The 23,813-nt window shown below is 72.3% G+C and carries 22 protein-coding genes; 13 read left to right on the top strand and 9 right to left on the bottom strand.

Annotated features, from left to right (window positions below):
* Nucleotides 1-39: 39 nt before the first annotated feature.
* Both ACFQ58_RS14610 and ACFQ58_RS14605 read right to left on the bottom strand, forming a co-directional pair.
* Nucleotides 40-1,419, bottom strand: coding sequence for a cryptochrome/photolyase family protein (locus ACFQ58_RS14610; protein WP_376951881.1), 1,380 nt, complete (start codon nt 1,417-1,419; stop codon nt 40-42).
* Between the two features lie 91 nt (nt 1,420-1,510).
* Nucleotides 1,511-2,872, bottom strand: a complete 1,362-nt coding sequence (locus ACFQ58_RS14605) for an MFS transporter (RefSeq protein ID WP_376951880.1) — start codon at nt 2,870-2,872, stop codon at nt 1,511-1,513.
* 55 nt (nt 2,873-2,927) lie between these two features.
* Between ACFQ58_RS14605 and ACFQ58_RS14600 the strand changes: the two genes are divergently transcribed.
* On the top strand, nt 2,928-3,893 hold the full coding sequence (locus ACFQ58_RS14600; protein ID WP_376951879.1) for a DUF5937 family protein: 966 nt from the start codon (nt 2,928-2,930) through the stop codon (nt 3,891-3,893).
* Between the two features lie 88 nt (nt 3,894-3,981).
* Here ACFQ58_RS14600 and ACFQ58_RS14595 read toward each other — a convergent pair whose 3' ends face one another.
* Nucleotides 3,982-4,956, bottom strand: coding sequence for an NADP-dependent oxidoreductase (locus ACFQ58_RS14595; protein ID WP_376951878.1), 975 nt, complete (start codon nt 4,954-4,956; stop codon nt 3,982-3,984).
* Between the two features lie 72 nt (nt 4,957-5,028).
* Between ACFQ58_RS14595 and ACFQ58_RS14590 the strand changes: the two genes are divergently transcribed.
* Nucleotides 5,029-5,736, top strand: a complete 708-nt coding sequence (locus ACFQ58_RS14590) for a Pr6Pr family membrane protein (protein ID WP_376951877.1) — start codon at nt 5,029-5,031, stop codon at nt 5,734-5,736.
* Here the strand turns inward: ACFQ58_RS14590 and ACFQ58_RS14585 are convergent.
* From ACFQ58_RS14585 to ACFQ58_RS14565, 5 genes are all read right to left on the bottom strand, one after another.
* Entirely contained in the window at nt 5,723-6,547 is an 825-nt protein-coding gene (locus ACFQ58_RS14585; protein WP_376951876.1) for a hypothetical protein, read from the bottom strand. The two genes, ACFQ58_RS14590 and ACFQ58_RS14585, sit on opposite strands and share 14 nt — an antisense overlap.
* Nucleotides 6,544-7,269, bottom strand: coding sequence for a YqaJ viral recombinase family protein (locus ACFQ58_RS14580; RefSeq protein ID WP_376951875.1), 726 nt, complete (start codon nt 7,267-7,269; stop codon nt 6,544-6,546). Before ACFQ58_RS14580 ends, ACFQ58_RS14585 begins: the two co-directional genes overlap by 4 nt.
* 83 nt (nt 7,270-7,352) lie before the next feature.
* Nucleotides 7,353-8,528: an ROK family protein gene (locus ACFQ58_RS14575; protein WP_376951874.1), complete on the bottom strand. Its 1,176-nt coding sequence runs from the start codon at nt 8,526-8,528 to the stop codon at nt 7,353-7,355.
* A 145-nt stretch (nt 8,529-8,673) separates the two neighbouring features.
* Nucleotides 8,674-9,669 (bottom strand): ABC transporter permease, encoded by a 996-nt coding sequence (locus tag ACFQ58_RS14570; protein ID WP_376952032.1) that lies wholly within the window; start codon nt 9,667-9,669, stop codon nt 8,674-8,676.
* A gap of 50 nt (nt 9,670-9,719) precedes the next feature.
* Nucleotides 9,720-11,204: a sugar ABC transporter ATP-binding protein gene (locus tag ACFQ58_RS14565; protein WP_376951873.1), complete on the bottom strand. Its 1,485-nt coding sequence runs from the start codon at nt 11,202-11,204 to the stop codon at nt 9,720-9,722.
* 295 nt (nt 11,205-11,499) lie between these two features.
* Here ACFQ58_RS14565 and ACFQ58_RS14560 point away from each other — a divergent pair, with 295 nt between their 5' ends.
* The 11 genes from ACFQ58_RS14560 to ACFQ58_RS14510 all read left to right on the top strand — a co-directional run bounded on the left by ACFQ58_RS14560 (nt 11,500) and on the right by ACFQ58_RS14510 (nt 22,988).
* Entirely contained in the window at nt 11,500-12,546 is a 1,047-nt protein-coding gene (locus ACFQ58_RS14560) for a substrate-binding domain-containing protein (protein WP_376951872.1), read from the top strand.
* A 72-nt stretch (nt 12,547-12,618) separates the two neighbouring features.
* Nucleotides 12,619-13,815, top strand: coding sequence for a Gfo/Idh/MocA family protein (locus ACFQ58_RS14555; RefSeq protein ID WP_376951871.1), 1,197 nt, complete (start codon nt 12,619-12,621; stop codon nt 13,813-13,815).
* Nucleotides 13,816-13,875: 60 nt separating this feature from the next.
* The gene (locus tag ACFQ58_RS14550) at nt 13,876-15,000 is read left to right on the top strand and encodes a polyprenyl synthetase family protein (protein WP_376951870.1); all 1,125 of its coding nucleotides are present in this window, start codon (nt 13,876-13,878) and stop codon (nt 14,998-15,000) included.
* 144 nt (nt 15,001-15,144) lie between these two features.
* Nucleotides 15,145-16,326 (top strand): inositol-3-phosphate synthase, encoded by a 1,182-nt coding sequence (locus ACFQ58_RS14545; protein ID WP_376951869.1) that lies wholly within the window; start codon nt 15,145-15,147, stop codon nt 16,324-16,326.
* Nucleotides 16,326-17,198 carry an SCO3242 family prenyltransferase gene (locus ACFQ58_RS14540; protein ID WP_376951868.1) on the top strand — a complete coding sequence of 291 codons (873 nt, stop codon included), beginning with the start codon at nt 16,326-16,328 and terminating at the stop codon, nt 17,196-17,198. Before ACFQ58_RS14545 ends, ACFQ58_RS14540 begins: the two co-directional genes overlap by 1 nt.
* Entirely contained in the window at nt 17,195-18,088 is an 894-nt protein-coding gene (locus ACFQ58_RS14535) for a sugar phosphate isomerase/epimerase family protein (RefSeq protein WP_376951867.1), read from the top strand. The genes ACFQ58_RS14540 and ACFQ58_RS14535 overlap by 4 nt, the downstream gene beginning before the upstream one ends.
* Nucleotides 18,089-18,093: 5 nt before the next feature.
* Nucleotides 18,094-18,510, top strand: a complete 417-nt coding sequence (locus tag ACFQ58_RS14530; protein ID WP_376951866.1) for an EboA domain-containing protein — start codon at nt 18,094-18,096, stop codon at nt 18,508-18,510.
* Nucleotides 18,510-19,418, top strand: a complete 909-nt coding sequence (locus ACFQ58_RS14525; RefSeq protein WP_376951865.1) for a TatD family hydrolase — start codon at nt 18,510-18,512, stop codon at nt 19,416-19,418. Before ACFQ58_RS14530 ends, ACFQ58_RS14525 begins: the two co-directional genes overlap by 1 nt.
* Nucleotides 19,418-20,542: a metabolite traffic protein EboE gene (eboE, locus tag ACFQ58_RS14520; protein WP_376951864.1), complete on the top strand. Its 1,125-nt coding sequence runs from the start codon at nt 19,418-19,420 to the stop codon at nt 20,540-20,542. Before ACFQ58_RS14525 ends, eboE begins: the two co-directional genes overlap by 1 nt.
* Nucleotides 20,539-21,969 carry an alkaline phosphatase family protein gene (locus ACFQ58_RS14515; protein ID WP_376951863.1) on the top strand — a complete coding sequence of 477 codons (1,431 nt, stop codon included), beginning with the start codon at nt 20,539-20,541 and terminating at the stop codon, nt 21,967-21,969. The genes eboE and ACFQ58_RS14515 overlap by 4 nt, the downstream gene beginning before the upstream one ends.
* Nucleotides 21,966-22,988 carry a sugar phosphate isomerase/epimerase family protein gene (locus ACFQ58_RS14510; RefSeq protein ID WP_376951862.1) on the top strand — a complete coding sequence of 341 codons (1,023 nt, stop codon included), beginning with the start codon at nt 21,966-21,968 and terminating at the stop codon, nt 22,986-22,988. The genes ACFQ58_RS14515 and ACFQ58_RS14510 overlap by 4 nt, the downstream gene beginning before the upstream one ends.
* A 110-nt stretch (nt 22,989-23,098) precedes the next feature.
* On the opposite strand, the gene ACFQ58_RS14505 is transcribed toward ACFQ58_RS14510, so the two are convergent.
* Nucleotides 23,099-23,770, bottom strand: a complete 672-nt coding sequence (locus ACFQ58_RS14505) for an ABC transporter ATP-binding protein (RefSeq protein WP_376951861.1) — start codon at nt 23,768-23,770, stop codon at nt 23,099-23,101.
* Nucleotides 23,771-23,813: the final 43 nt, after the last annotated feature.

Here is a 23,813-nt window from a genome sequence, read left to right as displayed (position 1 = left end):
GCCCAGACAAGAAGTCGGGTGGCCTCGCGCTGCCCTGACCTATCGCGCCGCCTTCACGTGTTGGTACGCCGCGAGCGCCGCCTCGCGCGTCGCCTTGAGGTCGACGATCGGCTCGGGATACTCGACGGTTCCGACCTCGGGCACCCAGCGGCGCACGTACGCGCCGTCGGGGTCGAACTTCTCGCGCTGCAGCTCGGGGTTGAACACGCGGAAGTACGGCGCGGCATCGGCACCCGAGCCCGCGACCCACTGCCAGCCGAACGGGTTCGATGCGTGGTCGGCGTCGACGAGCGTGTCCCAGAACCACTGCTCGCCGCGGCGCCAGTCGATGAGCAGGTTCTTGGTGAGGAACGACGCGGCGACCATGCGCACGCGGTTGTGCAGCACGCCGGTGTGCCAGAGCTCCCGCATGCCGGCGTCCACGACCGGCACGCCGGTGCGCCCGCGCTCCCACGCGGTGAGCGCCGAGGGATGCAGCCGCGGCCACGGGAATGCGTCGAACTCGGCCCGCCAGTTCTTCGTCGCGAGATCCGGGAAGTGGAACAGCACGTGCCACGCGAACTCGCGCCATCCGACTTCGGAGAGGAAGGTGCGGGCCCCCGCCGTGCCGCCCGCTCGGTCGCGCGTCGCGTGCCACACCTGATGCGGGCTCAGCTCGCCCCAGCGCAGTCTCGGTGAGAGGCGGCTCGTCGTCTGCCGGTCCATGCGGTCGCGGCCGGTCGCGTAGTCGCCGAGGTCGTCGTGCAGGAACTCCAGAAGCCGGCGATGCGCGGCCGCCTCGCCCGGCTTCCATGTGTCGCGGAGGCCGCCGGCCCAGTCGGGCGCCGTCGGGAGCAGCGCCCAGTCGTCGAGGTCGTCGCTCGCCGGGCCGCCGCGCCCGCTCGGCCCGCCGAACCCGTCGAGCTCGGATGGCGCGGGCAGCGGACGTCGCGGCTCGTCGGCGGCCAGGCACGCCTTCCAGAACGGCGTGAACACCGAGAACGGGGTGCCCGAGCCGGTGCGGATCGTCCACGGCTCGAACAGCAGGGATGCACCGAAGCTCTCGACCTCGCGGCCGGCATCGCGCAGCCACGTCTTCAGGTCGGTGTCGACGGCTCGCTCGGCGCCCCCGTACCGACGGTTCCAGTACACGGCGCCGGCGCCGACGTCGTCGACGAGCGAGCGGATGACGCGACCCGCCGGTCCTCGCCGCAGCACGAGCTGCACGCCGCGATCGCGCAGGTCGGCCGCGAGCGACGCGAGCGAGTGGTGCAGCCACCACTTCGCGGCCCCGCCGAGCGGGCGGATGCCGTGCGACTCCTCGTCGAGCACGTACACCGCGACGATCGGCTCGCCGCGCTCGACCGCCGCGTGCAGGGCAGGATGGTCGGCGACGCGCAGGTCGTCGCGGAACCAGACGACGGACGGCGCGGCGCTCATGCCGTCACGCTAGTCGCGACATCCGACGCCACGCTCAGGGTCGCCTGCGCACCCCGCCGGCTTCTCACCGTTTCAGGAGATCGGAGGCGGATCAGGACGCAACTGCGGATCCGGTCCTGAGCAGCTTCCCCTTTCCTGAAACGCGCTCATCGTCCGCGCCGCGGGCCACCGCACGGCGCGCGATCGCCCACGTGCCGAGGCCCGACGCGAGGAAGATCGCGCCGAGCACGGCCCATCCCGCGAGTCCGTGCTCGAGTGCGGTCGACGCGACCACGATCGGCGCGCACATCGCGCCGAGCGAATACCCCATCGAGAAGACGCCCTGGTAGGTGCCCGCGCGCACGGGGTCGGCGAGCTCGAAGCTCAGACCCCAGCCGCCGGCTTGCGAGAGCACCTCGGCGAACGCGTGCGAGAGCGCCGCGACGAGCACCACCGCGACCGCGGCCCACGTCGGCAGGCCCGCCGCGAGCGCGTAGACGACGCACGCGCCCGCCATCAGCCAGGCGGCGATCGCCGAGACGCGCCCCGCGACTCGGAGGTCGTGGGTGCCGCGCGAGAGCGGCACCTGGAAGAGCACGACGATCGCGGTGTTCAGCACCAGCACGAACGCGACGAGCACCTCGGGCGCCGCGGTGTGATGCGCGATCCATAACGGAACGCCCACGTCCGAGACGCCGAACTGCATGCCGAACACCGCGCTGCACAGGGTCAGCAGCAGGTACTGCGGGTCGCGCCAGGGGGAGTGCGCGCGCAACGCGACGCGCTCGGCGCGGGCGGAGGCCGCGACATCCGTCGAACCGGTCGCCGTCGTGACCGGCGCCGCGAGGGGCTGCGCCGGGGCGTCGCCGGTGCGCGGCAGCCGCACGAGCTGGGTGACGCCGAGCAGGTAGGCGACGCCGGCCCCGACGATGGTGGCCCGGTACGCCTCGGGCGTGCCGACGAGCAGCGCGATCGCGCCGATCCCCGAGCCCGCGGCGATCGAGAGGTTCGTGACGGTCCGCAGCACCGCGCGGGCCTCGACCCGCTGCTCGCCGGTGAACGCGCGCGCGATGATCGCGGTGCGCGTCGCGTTCGCCGCCTGTTCGACCGCGCCCACGCTCACGGCGATGACGAGCGCGGTGACGAAGTCGCCCGCGAAGACGTACGCGATGAGGCCGACGCCGTCGGCGACCGAGAGCCCGATCAGCAGGGCGCGAGCGCTGACGCGATCGGCGAGCCATCCGCCCGCGAGCGAGGACAGCACGCCCGCGGCGCTCGCGAGCGAGAGCACGATGGCGACCTCATGGGCGGGCAGGCCCACCACGAAGGTGAAGTAGAGCACGGTGACGGTCAGGAAGATGCCGCGGCCGACGCGGCTGATCAGGGTCGCGACGACCAGGACGCGGAGCACGGGATCGGCGAGCGGAGCGAGGGTGCGGGAGAGGAGCGGGGGACGACTGGGGGCGACGGTCACCTCTCCGTTCTGCCAGCGCTGCACGAGCTACGGAATCGATGTAGCGTTCTGCTACATGTTGCGGTACGTGCTCGAGGAGCAGGATGTCGCGGCCGTGCGCTTCGGCATCTCGCCGTTGTGCGAGCTCGGCCTCTCGCTCCGCGCCATCCGCGAGCCGTCTCGTTACCCGCTGCAGCTGCCCTGGCTCGCGCGCACGGAGGTCGCCCGCGCGGGACTCGATCACGACGTCCTCGCCGCACTCATCGACGAGCGACTGTGGACGCCCGATTTCCTGAACCCGCGACCGGCGTCTCCGCTCACCCGGCTCGATGACGAACTCGCCCGGCTCGCCGCGACGCCGCCCGCCGACTTCCGTCGGGACCTGCTCGCCGTTCATGGTCGCATGCCCGACGTGTTCGCCGGGTCGGAGCGGCATGCGTTGCGCCGCATCGTCCGCGCGCTGGAGGAGTTGTGGGAGGCGTGCTTCGCGCCGTACTGGCCGCGCATGCGCGCCGTGCTCGAGGCCGACGTGGTGCATCGCGGCCGGCAGATCGCGCAGGGCGGCCTCGGGGCGATGCTCAACGGGCTCTCGGCGACGATCGACTACGACGGCGACATCCTGTCGGTGCGGCTCAAGGACCCCACCGATCGCACGCAGCGCATCGACGGCACCGGACTCACGCTCGTGCCGACCATGTTCACCCGTCGCGCGTCGGCGCCCGTCGGCCTGGGCCCGCCCATGGTCATGTACCCGGCGCGCGGACAGGGCGCCCTCTGGGAGGCCGAGCGCGTCGCGAACCCGGCCGCGGTCGCCGGCATCCTCGGCGAGACCCGCGCCTCGCTGCTCGCGGCGCTCGGCGATCCGGCCTCGTCAACCGAGCTCGGCGTGCGGTTCGGCGTGACGCCGAGCGCGGTGAACCAGCACCTTCGCGCGCTCCGGGATGCCGGGCTGCTCGTCAGCACCCGGTACGGCCGCAGCGTGCTCTACCTGCGGAGCGAACTCGGGTCGGCGCTGCTCGGCGGCAGCACGCCCACCGCGTGAACCCGGCCGGGAGGAGATCGCGGGCTGCGGAGGTCGCGACGGCGGAGGCCGTCCTCCCGACCGCGCGATGTCCTCCCGGCCGGCCGCGTCAGTCGGGATCGGGCGCGACGCGCAGGACGAGCTTGCCGCGCACGTGCCCCTCTGCGAGCCGGCGGTGCGCGGCCTCGCCCTCGTCGAGCGGGTACTCGTCGTCGACGTGCACGCGCACCGACCCGTCGTCGATGAGCCGCGAGATCACCGAGAGCGTCCGTGCGTCGGGGGAGACCGAGTAGCCCGTGGCGCGCACGCCGGCGGCCTCCGCCTCCTCGGCCATGGTCGGCCACGACCGCGTCGGCACGTTCACGACGAGTCCGCCACGGCGCAGGACGCGCAGCGACCGCGTGCCGGTGTCGTCGACCACATTGCCGACCAGGTCGATCACGACGTCCTGTTCGCCTGCGACATCCTCGAACCGCTCGGAGGTGTGGTCGATCACGCGGCGCGCACCGAGCGAGGTGAGGAACTCCGCGTTGCGGGGTGAGCCGGTCGCGGTGACGTGCGCCCCGAAGTAGCTCGCGAGCTGTACCGCGAAGTGACCGACCCCGCCGGCTCCGGCGTGGATCAGCATGCGCTGCCCGTCGTGTGCACGAGCCACATCGACGACCGCGCCCCACGCGGTGAGGGCGGCGCAGGGGACCCCCGCCGCTTCGATGAAGCTCGCCGCCACGGGCATGGGCGCGACGCTCATCGACGAGACGCTCACGTACTCGGCATAGCTGCCCGAACCGCGCGGCACGCGCGTCATGCCGTACACCCGGTCGCCGGGCTGCAGCGGATGCGCCGCGTACGGCACCGCCTCGACCACGCCCGCGAAGTCGTTGCCGAGCACCGCGGGGAACGACGGGATGGCGGCCGCCACCCCCTTGCCGAGCTTGGTCTTGCGGTCGATGGGGTTCACGCCGGCGGCGACCACGCGCACGAGCACCTCGTCGGACACGCGCGTGGGGCGCGGCACCTCGCGGACCCGCAGTTCGGCACCCTCGCCCGCCTCGTCGATCACCAGTGCCCGCATCGCATCCGCCATCCGCTCGCCTCCCGTGCGTCCATTCTGGGGCAGGTTAGGCTGCGAGCACCGGGGGAGTCGAGGGGGATCGGCATGCGCGCGTTGTTCGGGGTGCTCCGCATCGCGGCGGCGGCCGCAGTGATCGTGGCCATCGTGGGGCAGTTCGTCGTGAGCTGGTCGATGGTGCCCGACCGAGCCGGGTTCATCGTGAACTTCTTCAGCTTCTTCACGATCCTCTCGAACGCGCTCACCGCCCTGGTCCTGCTCGCCGGCGCCTGGCTCGCATTCACCCGGCGCGACGACCCCGCCTGGTTCAACCTCGTCCGTGCATGCGCGGTGACGTACATGGCGACGACCTTCGTCGTCTACAACCTGCTGCTGCGCGAGATCTCGCTCGACCAGGCCACGACCGTGCCGTGGTCGAACGAGATCCTGCATGTGTGGGCGCCGCTCTACGTCGTCGCCGACTGGGTGCTCGCGCCCGGGCGTCATCGCATCCCGTGGGCGCGGCTGTGGACCATCGCGCTGTTCCCGCTCGCATGGGCGGTGTACTCGCTGATCCGCGGCCCGATCGTGGGCTGGTACCCGTATCCGTTCCTGAATCCTGCGCAGGAGGCGGGGTACGGCGGCGTCGCGGTCTACGTGATCGCGATCGCGGCGTTCATCCTCCTCGTGGGCGCGGGGGTGCTCGCGCTGAGCCGAACGCCGTGGCCGCACGAGGTGGTGGCGGCGCCCGCGCGGGGTTCGGTCGCCGGCGTGGGCGAGCCCGACGACCTCGACGAGCCGGTCAGGGCCGGCTGAGCCATCCGCCGACGATCGCGCGTATCGCGGCATCCTGGGCGGGCTGACCGTCGTCGCGCGGCGGCACGCGTTCGAGCGGGGAGCCGAGGCCGCCCGCCCAGCGCTCGGCCAGCGCGAAGGGGTGCACCGGGTCGCGGGGCGCGCCGACCACGAGCGAGCGGATGCCGCGGCTCGCGAGCGCGCCGAGATCGCCGTCGGCGTCGAACGCTCGGTTGCGCGGGATCTCGACGAGGCGCATCGCCCGCCGCGCGGCATCCGGTGCGGTGAACTGCGTGAGCAGCCCACGCCCGCCGGCCGGGGACTCGTCCGCGACGCGCACGTACGGGTCGGTGTGCCGGAACCGCTCGGCGCCCGCGGCGGGGCCCAGCTCACGCAGCAGCTCGCCGATCACGGGGAAGGCCCGCAGGTTCGGCGGAAGCGACCGGTCGCCGAACGCGGGGCGCACGAACACCGCGCGCTCGACGGGCAGCAGGCCGAGCAGGCAGATCCGCAGCGCGAGCGCGGCGCCCATCGAGATGCCGATGATCGTGAGCGGCCTCGTCGGCACGCCGGCGGGCGGGGCGGATGCCGCGGCGGCGCCGCTCGCATGGCCGAGCATCGCTCGGGTCGACTCCGCGACCTCGCGCGCGAGCCGGTCGAGCGCGAAGTCGCCCGGTTCGCCGATGAGCGTGGACGCGCCGTGCGCCCGCACGTCGGGTGCCGCGATCGGGCCGGGCGGCACGCCCAGCCCGTCGAGCACCGGCCCGAACAGCCCGAGCGGCTGGCTGCGCGCTGCACCGAGTCCGTGCAGGAGCACGACCTCAGACGTCAAGCGAGCGGCCCCGGGCGGTAGAACGCGCGCTCGGGCGACTCCCGGTAGCCGACCGGTTCGGGTGCGCCGGGCTGCGGCCGGATCGCCTCGAGCAGCAGGTCGGCGAGCAGCACGAGCTGGGCGACCTGGTTCTCGTCGCGGTCGACCCAGCGGCACTGCGGGTCGCCGACGGGCACGAAGCCGTCGTGCTGCTCCCAGACGATGAGCGTGCGCTCGGCGCCGAGCACGTACTGCTGCCACCACACCTGCCGCAGGTAGCCGCGTGGGATGCCGCGCCACGGCTTGGAGGTGGTCTTGATCTCGCACAGCTCGACCGCACCGACGGTCGAGACGCGCAGCCCGTCGGGCGTGGCGAGATGGCGTCGGTCGCGCTCGGCGTGGAACAGCAGGCTCGACGGCGCGATGCCGTGCTCGCGTCGCACCCACTCGGCGATCACGGGTTCGCGCGAGCGGCCGTGGTCGGTGTAGCGGCTCCCGCCGAACCCGCGGCCGGGTGTGCCGTACAGCTTCTCGTTCGCCGCAGCCTTCACGGATGCCGCGGACGCGAGCTTCGCGGCATCCGTCGCCGTGACGCCCCGGGACCGGGCCTTGAGCCACGCGACGCGGTCGCCCGCGTCGGCGACGATGCGTCGCTCGTGCGGATGCACCGGCTCGCGGAGGGCCGACGCGACGCGCGGCGCGACCGACTCGAGGTCGAAGAGCGCGAACGGGGTGTCGGTCACCCGACCACGGTACCCCCGACCGCCACCAGTGGACGGCCGCGACGGACGCGCGGCGCCGACTTCACCGAAGCGACGTCGCGCGCCTACTTCACCGCGCGCATGAGCCCGGCCGACGACGCGGCGATCATCGCTTCGATGTTGGCGGGCGAGAGCGAGTGGTGGATCGCGAGCATCGTGGCGCCGAGCACCGCCGCATCGGCCCCCGTCTGCGAGAGGGTGATGTGCAGCGCCTCGGTCGCGAGCGGCATCGAGCGTCGGTAGACGACCTCGCGGACGCCCGCGATGAGGTGCTCGCCCGCCTCGGCCATCGCCCCGCCGAGCACGATGACCGACGGGTTCATGAGGCTCAGGCACGTGGTGAGCACCTCGCCGATGTCGCGCCCGGCCTGGCGGACCGCCTGGATCGCCTTGACGTTGCCGTTCTTCACGAGGTCGACCACGTCGCGCGAGTTCCTCGCGGGGATGCCGTCGGCGGTGAGCGCACGCGCGATCGCACTGCCCGAGGCGAGGGCCTCGAGGCATCCGAAGTTGCCGCAGTTGCACGCGATCTCGGCGCCGCGCGACACGTACACGTGACCGATGTCGCCCGCGGTGCCCTGGGCGCCGCGCTGCAGGAAGCCGCCGGAGATGACGCCCGCGCCGATGCCCGTCGCGATCTTGACGAACAGGAGGTGATCGACGTCGGGCCAGGCGCGCTCGCGCTCGCCGAGGGCCATGATGTTCACGTCGTTGTCGACGAGCACCGGGACGTCGAGTTCCTGGCGGATCCAGCCGGCGACATCGAAGCGATCCCAGCCGGGCATGATGGGGGGGTTGATCGGCCGGCCCGAGCTGAATTCGACGGGGCCGGGGACGCCCACGCCGATCGCCAGGAGGTCCTCGATGCGCCGGCCCGCCTGCTCGATGAGCTCGCGAGCCGAGGCGACCGCCCGGTCGAGCACGATCCTCGGGCCCTCGGACACCGCGATGATCGAGTTCGTCTCCTCGAGCACGCGACCCGTGATGTCGCTCAGCGCGACCCGCACGTGCGAGGCGCCGATGTCGACGCCGATCACGTACCGATCGCTCGCGGTGATGGCGAAGAGGGAGGACGGGCGCCCGCCGGTCGACGCGGCCTCGCCGACCGGGCCGACGAGGCCGAGGTCGGTGAGGGCGTCGATGCGCATGGCGACCGTCGTGCGCGCGAGGCCAGTGATGGCCGCGAGCTCGCTGCGGGTGCGCGGCTGACCGTCGCGGAGGATCTGGAAGAGGTCGCTCATCGCGGTCGATCCGAGCGCGTTCACGTGGGGCCGGGAGCCCCCCGCACTTACGTCAACCATCCTTCGATCCTCCCATAGCCCATGTCATGCCTCGCATGGATTCGCACGCACCCGTCCGTTCGCCGTCGCCCCAGATCGAGGGACGCTACTGCGTTCGCGACCCCTGTCCGGAGAAGCGCTGCTGGAGCAGCACGGCGATCACGATGATGACGCCCTTCGCGACCGCCTGGACGGACGTGGAGAGGTTGTTCTGGGTGAACACGTTGGTGAGCGTCGCGAAGATCAGCACGCCGAACACCGTGCCCGTGATCGTGCCTCGACCACCCGCGAGCAGCGTGCCGCCGACGACGACCGCGGCGATCGCGTCGAGCTCGTAGAGCGTGCCGTGGGTGGACGTGCCGGCCGTGGTGCGGCCGAGGATCATGACCGCGGCGATGCCGGCGGTGAGGCCGGCGAGGGCGTACAGGTAGATCGTGTGGCGGCGCACGGCGAGGCCGGCGAGGCGGGCGGCCTCGCGGTTGCCGCCGATCGCGATCGTGCGTCGGCCGAAGGTGGTGCGGTTCAGCAGGATCCAGCCGCCGACCGCGACCAGGATGAAGATCCAGATCAGCATGTCGATGCCGATCAGGTCGAGGTTCATGAACTCGATGTACTCGGGGATGCGGACGACCTGGGTCTGGCGGTTGGCGAGGATCTCGGCGAGACCTCGTGCCGCGACGAGCATCGCGAGGGTCGCCATGAACGCGACCACCTTGCCGTACGCGATGACGATGCCGTTGATGAAGCCGGCCGCGAGGCCGACCGCGAGGGCCACGAAGACCATGACGAGCCAGGTCGAGTTCTCGGCTGCGGCCTGCACGGCGCTCAGCGTGGCGACGACCGAGGCCAGGCCCATGACCGAGCCGACCGACAGGTCGATGCCGCCGCCGATGATCACGAACGTCATGCCGATCGAGATGACGCCGATGATGGAGGCGAGGCGGAGGATCACGAGGATGTTGTCGATGTTCGTGAACCGGTCGCCCGCGGTGATGGCGCCGACCACGAACAGCGCCAGCAAGGCGAGGACGAGGCCGAGGTTGCGGCCGACCGAGCCGCTGAGGAGCGACTTGGCCGAGAAGCGGCGCTCGGTCGGGGCCAGCTGGTCGGGATCGTTCTGGGCAGAGGTGATGGTCTGCGACTGCTGCTCGCTCACGCGGCGGTTCCTTCCATGATGAGGTCGAGCACGCGGTGCTCGTCGATCTGGTCTGCCTTCACGGTGCTGAGCACCCGGCCGTCGGCGATGACGAGGACCGTGTCGGCCAGTCCGAGGACTTCTTCGATCTCGCTCGAGACGATGACGACGGCATCGCCATTCGCTGCGAGCTTGCGGATGAGGGCGTAGATCTCGGCGCGGGCGCCGACGTCGACACCGCGGGTGGGCTCGTCGAGCAGCAGCACGGACGTGCGGTTGACGAGCCAGCGCGCGAGGAGGATCTTCTGCTGGTTGCCGCCCGAGAGGGTGCGTGCCGGACGTTCGGGATCGGCGGGTCGCAGCTGCAGCGCGGAGATCTGCTCCTGGGCGACGCGGCGTTCGGCCCGCTCGTTGACGAAGCCGCCCCGCGCGTACTGCGTGAAGGAGGCGAGCGTCACGTTCTGGTAGATGGGCTCGTCGAGCAGGAGCCCCTGGCTCTTGCGCTCCTCGGGCGAGAGCCCGACGCCGGCACGGACGGCGTGGCGCACCGAGCCTCGGCGCAGCTCGCGGCCGTCGACCTGGACCGAGCCGCCGGTGGCGCGCCGGGCGCCGTAGATCGTCTCGAGGATCTCGGAGCGGCCCGACCCGACGAGGCCCGCCAGCCCGACGATCTCTCCGGCGCGCACGCTGAAGCTGATGTCGTGGAACACGCCGTCGAGCGTGAGGCCCTCGACCTCGAGCTTGACGGGGGCGGACGGCTCGACCGGCGTCGCGGGCGGGAACACGTTCGCGACCTCGCGACCGGTCATGAGGCGGATCAGCTCGGCGGTCGGCGTGTCGGCGACGGGCAGCCCGTTCGCGGTGCTCCGCCCGTCCTTCAGGACCGTGATGCGGTCGCCGATCTCGCGGATCTCCTCGAGCCGGTGGGTGATGTAGACCACGGCGATGCCGTCGGCCGTGAGCTCGCGCACGACGCGGAAGAGGTTCTTGACCTCCTCGCTGTCGAGCACCGCCGACGGCTCGTCCATGATGATCAGCTTGGTGTCGTGGCTCAAGGCGCGGGCCATGCTGACGATCTGCTTGTTCGCCGCGCTGAGCGAGCCGACCTCGCGCGTGGGGGAGAGGTTGGAGTGCCCGAGCCGCTTGAGCAACTGGCGCGTGCGCGAGTTCGCCTCGCCGGTGCGCAGGAAGCCCCCGACCTCGAGCTCGTGCCCGAGGAAGATGTTCTCAGCGATCGAGAGCCCGTCGACCACGTCGAGCTCCTGGTACATCGTGGCGATGCCGAGCGCGATGGCGTCCTGAGGGGAGGAGAGCGTCACCTCCTCGCCGTTCCAGAGGATGGTGCCCTCATCGGGAGTGTGCGCGCCCGCGAGCGTCTTGATCAGCGTCGACTTGCCGGCGCCGTTCTGCCCGAGGATGCAGTGCACCTCGCCGGCGACGATCTCGAGGTCGACGCCCTTCAGCGCCTGCACGCCGGCGAAGCTCTTCGAGATGCCGCTCATTCGGAGTAATGCCGGAGAATGGTCGTCTTTGATCACTCTGGAATCATAACTCCATCTCGCCAAGAAGCAAGTCTCATCTTGGCCCCCTCGGCGATCGTGCGCGAGTACCGACTTCGAGGGTCGTGTCGGCCAGCTGTCCCACTTTCGACAATCATCGTGCATAAGTTGCGCAATGCGGGTGATCTTCTGCTACGGTGACGAAACGTCAACGTGGACTCCGTCGGGTGTGGTCGCACTCGGGTGGATGAAGTCCATCTGACGGCGCTGCGTCACATCCAACGAGAGGACAACCACAATGAGCGTCAAGCGCACTTCACGTGCTCGCGCCTTCGTCATGGCGGGAGCTTCGCTCGCCGTCGCCGGCCTGCTCGCGGGCTGCACCGCGGGCGACTCGGGATCGAGCGTGACCGAGAACCAGAACTCAGCCGAGGAGAACGCCGCCTCGGGCGACACGGTCGTCATCGGCTTCTCCGGCCCCGCCGCTGACCACGGCTGGCTCGGCGCCATCAACTCCGCCGCGCAGGCCGCGGCCGAGTCGTACGACGACGTCGAGCTGCGCGTCGCCGAGGGCACCAACGACGCCAACCTCCAGATCAGCCAGGTCGAGACCTTCGTCAACGAGGGCGTCGACGCGATCGTGCTGCTGCCGACCGACGGCGCGGCGCTGACCGAGGCCGCGATCCAGGCGATGGAGGCCGGCATCCCCGTCATCAACGTCGACCGTGAGTTCTCGGACCCCGCCGCCGCTCGCGCGACGATCCTCGGCGACAACTACGGCATGGGCGTCTCGGCCGGCAACTACATCTGCGAGCGCCTCGAGGGCCAGGACGACGCGGTGGTCGCCGAGATCGCGGGCATCGACTCGCTGCCGCTCACGCAGGACCGCTCGCGCGGCTTCGCCGACGCGCTCGCGGACTGCGGCCTCGAGGTGAGCAACCGCGTCGCCGCGGACTTCACCATCCAGGGTGGTGAGGCGGTGACCTCGCAGCTGCTGTCGGCGGCTCCCGAGATCGACGCGATCTGGAACCACGACGACGACCAGGGCGTCGGCGTCCTCGCTGCGATCGAGGCGGCCGGCCGCGACGAGTTCTTCATGGTCGGCGGCGCCGGCAGCGCGAACGCGATGCGCGCCATCGAGTCGGGCGACTCGGTGCTCGAGGCGACGGTCATCTACCCGTCGACCCAGGCGGCCGACGGCATCGCGCTCGCGCGCCTCATCGCGCAGGGCAAGACCATGAGCGACCTCTACACGCCGAGCGTCCCGAACCGCATCGTGCTCGACGCACCCGTCGTGACGGCCGACAACGTGGACCAGTACATCGAGTTCGCGTTCGAGTCCTGATCCGAACACCCTCGAGGCCGGGCGCCCACGGGCGCCCGGCCTCCCCTACACAGGAAGGCGGCTTCGATCCGCATGGCTGAACGACTCCGCGTCGCGATGGTGGGCAACGGCTTCATGGGAGCCGCCCATTCGCAGGGATGGCGCGTGGCGCCGAGGTTCTTCGACCTCCCGCTGCAGCCGACGATGGACGTGCTGGTCGGGCGAGATCCGGGCCGTGCCGGCGAGGCCGCCGAGAAGTGGGGCTGGAGCGAGGTCTCGACCGACTGGCGCCAGGTCGTCGAACGCGACGACATCGACGTGGTCGACATCGTCACCCCCGGCGACAGCCATGCCGAGATCGCGATCGCGGCACTCGAGGCCGGCAAGCACGTGCTGTGCGAGAAGCCGCTGGCCAACTCGACGGTCGAGGCCGAGGCGATGACCCGCGCGGCCGAGTCCGCGTCGGCTCGCGGCATCCGCTCGATGCTCGGCTTCACCTACCGCCGCGTGCCGGCCACCGCCCTGGCGCGCCAGCTCATCGCCGACGGGCGCATCGGCGAGGTGCGCCACCTGCGCGCGTCCTACCTCCAGGACTGGCTGGTCGACCCGGCGGCACCGATGACCTGGCGACTCGAGAAGGACCGCGCGGGGTCCGGCGCCCTGGGCGACATCGGCGCCCACGCCGTCGACCTGGCGCAGTATATGACCGGCCTGCGACTCAGCGAGGTCTCGGGCGTGCTCGAGACGTTCGTGCGCCGCCGGCCGCTGTCCGCGGGGTCCAGCTCGGGCGCGATCGCCGGTTCCGCGTCGTCGGAACCCGCTACCGAGTACGGCGAGGTCACGGTCGACGACCTCGCGCTCTTCCGGGGCCGGTTCGCCTCGGGTGCGCTCGGCACGTTCGAGGCCTCGCGCATGGCCACGGGCCGCAAGAACTCCCTGCGCATCGAGATCTCCGGCTCGCTCGGCTCGATCGCGTTCGACCTCGAGAACCTCAACGCGCTCGAGTTCTACGACGCGACCGAGCCCACGGTCGAGCAGGGCTTCAAGACCATCATCGTGACCGAGCCCGAGCATCCCTGGGTCGACGCGTGGTGGCCGGCCGGGCACATGCTCGGCTACGAGCACGGCTTCGCCAACCAGGCGAAGGACTTCGTGGACGCGATCGCCGCCGGCTCGTCCCCGCGGCCGTCGTTCGCCGACGGGCTGCACGTGCAGCGGGTGCTCGACGCCGTCGAGCACAGCTCTGCCACGGATGGCGCGTGGGTGGGCGTCGCCGACGGATCGGACTGACCGACCCCGTCCACGCCGTTCGGCCCGTGCGATGGCGCATCGGGCGGGGAGGAGTGAGCCATGCCGCTGCAGGAGCAGGCCCGAGTCGCGGCACGCATGCCGCATCCGCGGGACGGTTCGGCTGGGCTCGCCGACGCGGTCGGCCGGGCCGTCGCCAGGACGACGACGGCGGTGGCCGGAGCGTGGGAGCGCGTTGCCGACTCCGCCGCGGCGGGTGACCCCGAGCCGCGCGAGCTGATCGGGATCCTCGCCGGGCAGGAGGGCGGCAAGCAGCTGCGCGCGCGGCTCGCCATCGCCGCCTACCTCGGGATGGGCGGCGATGATCCGGCGGTGTGCGACGCGCTCGGCGCCGCCGTGCAGCTCCTGCACACGGGGCTCTGCGTGCACGACGACCTCATCGACGGCGACGACCGCCGTCACGGTCGACCGAACGTGGCGGGCACCGTGCGCAGCGCGTGGGGCGCGGCGGGGGCCGCACCGGATGTCGCGACGCGCCAGGCCCACTCCGCGGCGCTGCTCGCGGGTGACCTGGCGATCAGCGCGAGCCTGCGCGCGGTCGCCGAAGCGCCGGTCCGTCCCGAGCTGCGCGTCGAGCTCATGCGGGAGGTCCTCGGAGCACTCGACGCGGCGATCGCCGGCGAGCTCCTCGACGTCCGCAGCGAGCAACTCGCCCCGGAGGAGGCGCGGCCGATCCGGATGGCGGAGCTGAAGACCGCCGGATACAGCGTGATCCTCCCGCTGCGCCTGGGCGCCGTGGCATCCGGCGCGGCCGACGCCACGACGCTCGCCGCACTCGCCGAGTACGGGCGCCATCTCGGCATCGCGTACCAGCTGAAGGACGATGAGCTCGCGATCTTCGGGGACCCGGGTCGCACCGGGAAGTCGACCAGCTCCGACGTCCGCGGCGGGAAGCGGACCCGGCTCCTGCAGCTCGCACTCGACGCCGCCGATCCGGCGGACCGGCTGGTGCTCGATCGAGAGGTCGGGCAGGCCGAGGTCACCGAGGCCGGCGTCGAACGCGTGCGCGCGGTGATGCGCCGCTCGGGTGCGCTCGAACGCCATCGCGCGCTCATCGTGGGCCATGCGGCCGAGGCGGTCGCCGCGCTCGAGACGACCGCGCTTCCCAGGGGGCTCGATGCCTACCTCCAGGTGATCGCTCGAAGCGTGCCGGGGCGCGACCGATGACTTCGGTCGAGCAGTGCGCAGGTTTCATACACGCTCGCTGCGACTTCTGATTGACCAAAGACGCAAGCTTCGATACGTTCGGAGCGAGCCGGCGAGGGCGGAGGCGCCCGGGCAATGATGCACACGGAACGGAGTGGTTCGACGATGAACGAGGGACGCACGGGAGTCTGGTTCGTGGGCGCGCGCGGCAGTGTCGCGACGACGGCGACGGTCGGCCTGGCCGCGCTGGCCGAGGGGACCGCCCGGCCGGTGGGCCTGGTCACCGCGGGTCCCGCCTTCGAGGGCGTGCCGCTGCCCGACTTCGACGACTTCGTCGTCGGCGGGCACGACGTCGATGAGACGCCGCTCGTCGAGCGTGCCCGGCGCCTCGCCGCCGGCGGCATGATCTCGGCCGCGACCGTCGAGTCCGTCGCACACCGCCTGGATGCCGCGGACGCGGAGATCCGGCTCATCCCGCGCACTGCGCGCGGCTCCCAGCAGCGCGAGATCGAGCTCCGCGCCGACGACATCCGCTCCTTCCGCGAGCGCCACGGCCTCCGTCGCGTCGTGGTGATCGACGTCGCGTCGACCGAGCCGCTCCCCGCCGACCGCCCCGAGTTCCACGACCACGACGCGCTCGCCACCGCCCTGGCGCAGGAGGGCGTCGAAGTCCTGCCCTCGAGCACGATGTCGGCGCTCGCCGCCGTCACGGGCGCCGGCGCGCCGTACGCGTGCTTCACGCCGTCGGTCTCGCTCGGCATCCCCGCCCTGCACGCCGTCGCGGCCGAGGCGGGCGTTCCGATCGCCGGCCAGGACGGCAAGACCGGTGAGACGCTGCTGCGCACCGTGCTTGCGCCGATGTTCTCCTCGCGCGGCATGCGCGTGCTCTCGTGGGCGGGCGCGAACCTGCTCGGCGGCGGCGACGGTGCGACCCTCGCCGACCCCGCGGCGGTGGAGTCCAAGTTGGCCTCGAAGAACCGCGGCCTGCACGACCTGCTGGGTCACGACGTGGTGACGCCGCTGCACATCGACAACGTGCCCGACCTGGGCGACATCAAGACGGCGTGGGATCACGTGCACGCCGAGGGCTTTCTCGACACGCGCATCACGCTGCAGACGACCTGGACCGCCTACGACTCCACGCTCGCCGCACCGCTCGTCATCGACCTGGCGCGCCTGCTCACGCTCGCCGACGAGGCGGGGCTGTCGGGCCCCATCGCCGAACTCGGGTACTTCTTCAAGGACCCGTGGGGCAGCGAGGAGCATGCGTTCGCCCGCCAGGCCGACGAGCTGGTCTCGTGGGCGCTGCGCACGGCGGTGCGGAGGACCACGGCGCAGGTGGCGTGATGGCGTCGGCGTCCACCTTCCTCCAGCTGGTCCGCGCGCCGGCCGGCCTGACAGTCCTCGGCGACTCGACGGCGGGCATGGCGGCCGTCGGCCGCACCGGCCTGCTGCCGCGACTGGGACTCCCTGTCGCGTCGGTGCTGCTCTACTGGGGCGGGATGGCGCTCAACGACGCCGCCGATGCCGAGCTCGACCGCGTCGAGCGGCCCGAGCGCCCGATCCCCTCAGGCCGCATCTCGCGCCGCGGTGCGATCGGGGTGGCCGGCGCCCTCACGGTCGCCGGCGTGGTGGTCGCCGGGCTGACCGGCGGCCGGAGCTCGCTCGCCGTGGCCGTGCCGCTCGCGGCATCCATCTGGACCTACGACCTCGTGGCCAAGCGCGGCTGGACCGGCCCGCTCGTCATGGCGGCCTGTCGCGGGCTCGACGTGCTGCTCGGCGCGGGCCGCGACCGTGCGGCCGACGCGCTGCGACCGGCACTCGTCATGGCGGGGCACACGGCGAGCGTCACGGCGCTCGCGCGCGGAGAGGTGCACGGCACTCGCCCCGCGATCGCAGCGGTTGCGTCAGCGACGACGGTCGCGGCCGGCGTCGCGGCCGTGCGCCCCGAGGCGAGCACGGCCGGCGTGGTGTCGGCGGCGGCGGCAGCCCGGTTCGCCGTGCCGACCCTGCGTGCGCAGGCGGCGGCGATCCGCACGCCGTCGGCGCCCGTGGTCCGCACGGCGACGCGTCGCGGCATCCTCGGCATGGTGCCGCTGCAGGCGGCCCTGACGGCGCGCGCCGGACGCCCGGTCGACGCGCTCGTGCTGCTCGCGATCGACGCCGTCGCGACCTTGCTCGCGCGGCGCGGTGCCGCGAAGGGCCGTGACGTGACATGAGCACGATCACGCCCGCCCCCACCGCCACGACGGCCGAGACGGGGCCGCGGCCGCTCCTCGGCTACGGCACGAACGGCTTCGCCGACCACCCACTCGCCGACGCGCTCGACGTGCTGCAGTCGAACGGCTACGACGCGGTCGCCCTCACGCTGGGCCATCCGCACTTCGACCCGTTCGCCGCGGGATGGCTCGACCGCGCGATCGCGCTGCGAGCCGACCTCGAGCGACGCGGCCTGCGCGTCGTGGTCGAGACCGGCGCCCGCTACGTGCTCGATCCCGTGCGCAAGCACCGACCGAACCTGCTCGACGACGACGCCGAGGCGGCCGAGCGCGTGGCGTTCCTCGTCCGGGCGATCGAGATCGCGGCCCTGCTCGGCGCGGAATGCGTGTCCTTCTGGTCGGGGGTGCGGCCCGAGGGCGTCGAATCGGATGTCGCGTGGCGCCGCCTGGTCGACCGGGTGCGCGAGGTGGTCGCCGCGGCCCGAGACGCCGACGTCCGGCTCGGCCTCGAGCCTGAGCCCGGCATGCTCGTCGAGACCGTCGCCGACGCGCTGCGCCTGCGGGCCGAAGTCGGGGATCCGCCCGAGCTCGGCCTCACGGTCGACCTCGGCCACTGCGTCGTCGTCGAGCCCGACGGCGTCGAGGGCGCGCTTCGCGCTGCCGGCGAGGTCCTCGTCAACGTGCAGGTCGACGACATGCTGCCGCACGCCCACGAGCACCTCGAACTCGGTGCGGGCAGCGTCGATCTCGAGCAGGCGTTCCGCGTGCTCGCGGAGCTCGGCTACCGGGGCGTCGCGGCCATCGAGCTGCCGCGGCACTCGCACGCGGCGCCCCGGATCGCCGAGGAGAGCATCGCGCGGCTGAACGACATCATCGAGAGGATCGGGTGATTCGCATGGAGTCCATCGAGGAGCGCTACCGCGACGGCGACACCGACGAGCGCGTCCGGGTGCTCGAGGAGCTGAACCGGCTCGCCGTCGCCGATGCCGCAGGCACCGCCATCCGCGACACGGGCGTCGCGCTTGTCCGCGATGCTCTGCGGGCGAACGATCCGCGGCTGGTCGCGACCGCCATGGGCGCATTCGCCGAACGGCACCTGCCCGACCACGACTGGCGGCACGGCGTCGTCAAGCTCGTCTTCATGGGCGTGCCGCTCGCGGTCGTCGCCGGCCTCGACGACCGCGCCGACGCCGAGCTCGCGCGCATGGCCGAAGACCTGGCCGAGGAGCGTGAGGCCGCCGGCCGCGCCATCCCCGGCGACCTGCGGGCGCTGCTGCCCGAGACCCACGCCCGACGAGAGGAAGCCCGCTGATGCGCATCTTCGACCCGCACATCCACATGACCTCGCGCACGACCGACGACTACGAGGCCATGTACGCGGCGGGCGTGCGCGCGCTCGTCGAGCCGTCGTTCTGGCTTGGCCAGCCGCGCACCAACGTCGGCTCGTATATCGACTACTTCGACGCGCTCACGGGCTGGGAGCGCTTCCGCGCCTCGCAGTTCGGCATCCGCCACCACTGCGCGCTCGCGCTCAACCCGAAGGAGGCGAACGACCCGCGCTGCCGCGAGGTCATGGCCGAGCTGCCTCGGTTCCTCCGCCGCGAGTCCGTCGTCGCGATCGGCGAGACGGGCTACGACTCGATGACGCCCGAGGAGGACGAGGTGCTCGAGGCGCACCTCGCGCTCGCGATCGAGCACGGGCTGCCCGTGATCGTGCACACACCGCACCGCGACAAGAAGCACGGCACGCGGCGCACGCTCGAGGTGATCGCGCACTCGGGCATCGCGCCCGAGCTCGTCGTGCTCGACCACCTCAACGAGGTCACGATCGAGATGGTGAAGCAGAGCGGCGCCTGGATGGGATTCTCGATCTACCCCGACACCAAGATGGACCCGCACCGCATGGTCGCCCTCCTCCAGCAGTACGGCACCGAGCGCGTGCTCGTGAACTCGGCCGCCGACTGGGGCCGCTCCGACCCGCTGCTCACGGCCAAGACCGGCGCGGCCATGGTCGACGTGGGCTTCACGGCCGACGACGTCGACACCGTGCTCTGGCAGAACCCGGTCGACTTCTTCGCGCAGAGCGGACGGCTCGACCTCTCGCCCCTTCCGGGCTTCGACCTCGCGAGTGCGCCCGACACCTTCTCGGGCAACTCGATCCTGCGCGGCGCGGCGGATGTCGCGGCGCAGGCGCCGGTCGCCGAGGGGGCGGCGCGCTGATGCACCTCTCGTACTGCACCAACGTGCACCCGGCCGAGGACCTGGACGGCGTCATCCGCCAGCTCGACACCGCGGCCGGGCCCATCCGGCGCGCCGCGGACCTCGACACGCTCGGCGTCGGACTCTGGCTGCCGGCTCCGCTCGCGGCGCGGCTCGCGACCGAGCCCGCGGCGCTCGACCGCCTCCGGACCGCGCTCGACCGGAACGGGCTCGAGGTGCGCACGCTCAACGCGTTCCCCTATGAGGCGTTCCACGCCGAGGTCGTCAAGCTCGACGTCTACCGGCCCGATTGGACCGATCCCGCACGGCTCGACTACACGATCGATGCGGCGCGCGTGCTCGCCGCGCTGCTTCCGCCCGGAGCGGAAGGCAGCATCTCGACGCTGCCGCTCGGCTGGCGCGTCGGTTGGGACGACGCGGCCGACCGTGCCGCGACGGACGCGCTGGTCGCGCTCGGCGCCGAGCTCCGTGCCATCCGTGCGGAGACCGGACGTGTCATCCGCCTCGCCGTCGAGCCCGAGCCGGGCTGCGTGCTCGACGACGTCGACGACGTGGTGGCGTGGCTCTCGGCGCACCGCGACCGGCTCGACCTCGACCACATCGGGGTCTGCCTCGACACGTGCCACCTGGCGGTGTCCTTCGCCGACCCGGCCGGCGCGGTCGCCCGCATCGCCGAGGCCGGCATCCGGGTCGTGAAGGTGCAGGCGTCGGCCGCCCTGCACGTCGAGCGACCCGCCGACGCCGACGCCCGCCGCGTCGTGGGCACCTATCAGGAGGACCGCTACCTGCACCAGGTCCGCGAGCAGGCGACGGGCGGCGCCATCCGCGTCGACGACCTGCCCGAAGCGCTCGACCGCTTGCCGGCCGAGGCGCCGTGGCGCGTGCACTTCCACGTGCCCCTGCACCTCGAGCCCGAGGCACCGCTCTCATCGACCACCGACGTGCTGCGCACCGCGCTCGCCGCGGTGCGCGAGGCGCAGCCGGTCGACCAGCTCCACGTCGACGTGGAGACGTACACGTGGTCGGTGCTGCCGGGCGGTCCGGTCGACCTCATCGACGGCATCGCCGCCGAGCTGCGATGGGCCGCGGCCGAACTGCTCGAGCGCGAGGGGCAGCCGGCATGAGCGGCCAGGTGCTCCTGCTCGACGTCGTCGGGCTGACCGCCGACGCGCTGCGCCACATGCCGCGCCTGAACCGGATGGCACGCACCGGCGCCCGCGCCGAGCTCGGCACCGTGCTGCCGGCCGTCACCTGCTCGGTCCAGTCGTCGGTGCTCACGGGCGCCATGCCCTCGAGCCACGGCATCGTGGGCAACGGATGGTACTTCCGCGGCCTCGGCGACGTGCTGCTGTGGCGCCAGCACAACCGGCTCGTCCGCGGCGAGAAGCTGTGGGAGACCGCCCGGCGCCGCCGCGGCGGCGAGTACACGAGCGCCAACCTCGGCTGGTGGTACGCGATGGGCGCGACGACCGACCTCACGGTCACGCCGCGTCCGGTCTACCACGCCGACGGGCGCAAGTCGCCCGACTTCTATGCCCGCCCGCCGGGCCTGCACGACGAGCTGCGCGAGGAGCTCGGCGAGTTCCCGCTCTTCCATTACTGGGGGCCGACCGCGAGCATCCGCTCGACGCAGTGGATCGTGGACGCGACCCGGCGGGTGCTCGCCGACCCCGGCACGCCCGACCTCACGATGGCGTACCTGCCGCACCTCGACTACGACCTGCAGCGGTTCGGGCCCGACGGACCGCAGGCGGCGCGGGCCGCGGCCGAGCTCGACGCCGCGATGGCCCCGCTCCTCGACCAGGCCGAGGCGCAGGACGTCACGGTCGTCGCACTCGCCGAGTACGGCATCGCCGCGGCCGACCGCCCGGTCGACATCAACCGAGCGCTGCGTCGCGAGGGGCTCCTCGAGGTGTACGTGCAGGACGGCCGCGAGCAGCTCGATCCTTGGACCTCGCGCGCGTTCGCCGTCGCCGACCACCAGGTCGCGCACGTCTACGTCGCCGACGCGGCCGACGTGCCGCGCGTGACCTCGATCCTCCGCGACCTCGAGGGCGTCGACGAGGTGCTCGATCGCGAGGCGCAGGCGCGCTACGGCCTCGACCACGCGCGATCCGGCGAGCTCGTCGTGGTCGCCGAGCGGGGCGCGTGGTTCACCTACTACTTCTGGCTCGACGACGACCGCGCGCCCGAGTACGCGCGCGGCGTCGACATCCACCGCAAGCCCGGCTACGACCCCGCCGAGCTGTTCTTCGACCCGGCCGACCGGCTCGCGAAGGCCAAGGCCGCGGGCAACCTCGTGCGCAAGAAGCTCGGCCTGCGGTACGCGATGAGCACGGTGCCCCTCGACCCGTCGTGCGTGCGCGGCTCGCACGGCCGGCTCCCCGATTCCGCGGCCGACACGCCACTGCTCCTGGCCTCCGACCCGCGCTTCCTCACCGGCGTCGGCGACCGCGTGCACGCGACCGAGGTGCGCGACCTCGTGCTGCGGTGGCAGGGCCTCGGCGACACCGCCACGATGTCCGACCCCCACGAAAGGATCCGAGCATGACCGACACTCCCGCCTCGACGCATCCCGTCACGCTGTTCACCGGCCAGTGGGCCGACCTGCCGTTCGAGGAGGTCGCGCGCCTGGCCTCCGAGTGGGGCTACGACGGCCTCGAGATCGGCATCGGCGGCGACCACCTCGACACGAAGCTCGCCGACGAGGAGCCCGGCTACCTCAAGGAGAAGCTGGAGCTCCTGAAGCGCTACGACCTGAAGGTCTACGCGATCTCCAACCACCTCACCGGCCAGGCGGTGTGCGACGACCCGATCGACTTCCGCCACCAGGCGATCGTGCGGCCCTACACGTGGGGCGATGGCGACCCCGAGGGCGTGCGCCAGCGCGCCGCCGAGGACCTCAAGCGCACCGCACGCGTCGCGCGCAAGCTCGGCGTCGACACGGTCGTCGGCTTCACGGGCTCGAAGATCTGGCAGTACGTGGCGATGTTCCCGCCGGTGCCCGCATCGGTCATCGACGCAGGCTACGAGGACTTCGCGAACCGCTGGAACCCGATCCTCGACGTGTTCGACGACGAGGGCGTGCGGTTCGCGCACGAGGTGCACCCGTCCGAGATCGCGTACGACCACTGGACCAGCGTGCGCACGCTCGAGGCGATCGACCGGCGACCGGCGTTCGGCTTCAACTGGGACCCGAGCCACATGATGTGGCAGGGCGTCGACCCGGTCGGGTTCATCTGGGACTTCCAGGACCGGATCTACCACGTCGACTGCAAGGACACGCGCATCCGCACGGCGAACAGCCGGTCGGGCATCCTCGGCTCGCACCTGCCGTGGGGCGACCCGCGCCGCGGCTGGGACTTCGTCTCGACCGGGCACGGCGACGTGCCGTGGGAGGACGCCTTCCGCGCCCTCGACGCGATCGGCTACACGGGCCCGATCTCGGTCGAGTGGGAGGACGCCGGCATGGACCGCCTGCACGGCGGCCCCCAGGCGCTCGAGTTCGTGCGCTCGCTCATCTGGCCGCGGCCGACGGCGTCGTTCGACGCCGCGTTCTCGAACCAGTAGGGCGCGCCGAATCCCGGGTTCGTGCGGGCGCACCCGCACGAACCCGGGACTCGCGGAGAAGTGAGGATGCCGCGGGCCGGCCGGTGAAGCCCGCGACATCCGCCCCGCGGCTACGCCCGCTCGGTCACCGACCCGTGCTTGAGGTGCAGCCGCCGTTCCGCGCGCCTGGCGACGGCGGAGTCGTGCGTCACGATCACGAGCGTCAGCCCGCGGTCGCGCCAGAGTCCCTCGAGGAGGTCCATGATCTCGTCGCGGGTCTGCTCGTCGAGGTTGCCCGTGGGCTCGTCGGCGAGCAGCACCTCGGGCTCCTTCACCAGCGCGCGGGCGATCGCGACTCGCTGCTGCTGCCCGCCCGACAACTCGCTCGGCACGTGGTGCGCGCGATCGCCGAGGCTCACGGACTCGAGTGCGGCCGTCGCACGGCGACGGCGTTCCTCTGCCGTGACCCCGAGCGGCTCGAGCGCGGTCTCGACGTTCTCCTGCGCGGTCAGCGTCGGGATGAGGTTGAAGCCCTGGAAGACGAAGCCGATCTCGCGGGCGCGGATGGCGCCGAGCTTCGTGTCGGGCATGCCCGACAGGTCGGCCTCGCCGAGCGTGATGCGGCCCGAGCTGGGCCGGTCGAGCGCGCCGAGCAGCTGCAGCAGCGTCGACTTGCCGCCGCCGGTCGGCCCCTGGATCGCGACGAGCTGGCCCGTCGGGATCTCGAGGCTGACGTCGTTCAGCGCCGCGATCGTGCGCTCCTTCTGGCGGTAGGTCTTCGAGACGTTCTCGAGCGTGTACATGCGGTGGTTCCTTCCGTCGTGCGGGTGGAGGTGGGGGCGAGCG

The sequence above is a fragment of the Agromyces sp. NPDC056523 genome, from assembly GCF_042794545.1.
Classification (GTDB): domain Bacteria; phylum Actinomycetota; class Actinomycetes; order Actinomycetales; family Microbacteriaceae; genus Agromyces.
The sequence above is the reverse complement of the archived record's forward strand: the minus strand, read 5'-3'. Positions and strand labels throughout refer to the sequence as shown.

Excerpts from the sequence above, each read along its gene's own strand:
- ACFQ58_RS14550 (WP_376951870.1), top strand. The coding sequence starts at position 13,876 with ATGCCGCTGCAGGAGCAGGCCCGAGTCGCGGCACGCATGCCGCATCCG.
- ACFQ58_RS14595 (WP_376951878.1), bottom strand. The coding sequence starts at position 4,956 with ATGGCGGATGCGATGCGGGCACTGGTGATCGACGAGGCGGGCGAGGGT.
- ACFQ58_RS14545 (WP_376951869.1), top strand. The coding sequence starts at position 15,145 with ATGAACGAGGGACGCACGGGAGTCTGGTTCGTGGGCGCGCGCGGCAGT.
- ACFQ58_RS14530 (WP_376951866.1), top strand. The coding sequence starts at position 18,094 with ATGGAGTCCATCGAGGAGCGCTACCGCGACGGCGACACCGACGAGCGC.
- ACFQ58_RS14555 (WP_376951871.1), top strand. The coding sequence starts at position 12,619 with ATGGCTGAACGACTCCGCGTCGCGATGGTGGGCAACGGCTTCATGGGA.
- ACFQ58_RS14610 (WP_376951881.1), bottom strand. The coding sequence starts at position 1,419 with ATGAGCGCCGCGCCGTCCGTCGTCTGGTTCCGCGACGACCTGCGCGTC.
- eboE (WP_376951864.1), top strand. The coding sequence starts at position 19,418 with ATGCACCTCTCGTACTGCACCAACGTGCACCCGGCCGAGGACCTGGAC.
- ACFQ58_RS14575 (WP_376951874.1), bottom strand. The coding sequence starts at position 8,528 with ATGAGCGACCTCTTCCAGATCCTCCGCGACGGTCAGCCGCGCACCCGC.
- ACFQ58_RS14590 (WP_376951877.1), top strand. The coding sequence starts at position 5,029 with ATGCGCGCGTTGTTCGGGGTGCTCCGCATCGCGGCGGCGGCCGCAGTG.
- ACFQ58_RS14560 (WP_376951872.1), top strand. The coding sequence starts at position 11,500 with ATGAGCGTCAAGCGCACTTCACGTGCTCGCGCCTTCGTCATGGCGGGA.
- ACFQ58_RS14540 (WP_376951868.1), top strand. The coding sequence starts at position 16,326 with ATGGCGTCGGCGTCCACCTTCCTCCAGCTGGTCCGCGCGCCGGCCGGC.
- ACFQ58_RS14535 (WP_376951867.1), top strand. The coding sequence starts at position 17,195 with ATGAGCACGATCACGCCCGCCCCCACCGCCACGACGGCCGAGACGGGG.
- ACFQ58_RS14525 (WP_376951865.1), top strand. The coding sequence starts at position 18,510 with ATGCGCATCTTCGACCCGCACATCCACATGACCTCGCGCACGACCGAC.
- ACFQ58_RS14510 (WP_376951862.1), top strand. The coding sequence starts at position 21,966 with ATGACCGACACTCCCGCCTCGACGCATCCCGTCACGCTGTTCACCGGC.
- ACFQ58_RS14515 (WP_376951863.1), top strand. The coding sequence starts at position 20,539 with ATGAGCGGCCAGGTGCTCCTGCTCGACGTCGTCGGGCTGACCGCCGAC.
- ACFQ58_RS14565 (WP_376951873.1), bottom strand. The coding sequence starts at position 11,204 with ATGAGCGGCATCTCGAAGAGCTTCGCCGGCGTGCAGGCGCTGAAGGGC.
- ACFQ58_RS14600 (WP_376951879.1), top strand. The coding sequence starts at position 2,928 with ATGTTGCGGTACGTGCTCGAGGAGCAGGATGTCGCGGCCGTGCGCTTC.
- ACFQ58_RS14505 (WP_376951861.1), bottom strand. The coding sequence starts at position 23,770 with ATGTACACGCTCGAGAACGTCTCGAAGACCTACCGCCAGAAGGAGCGC.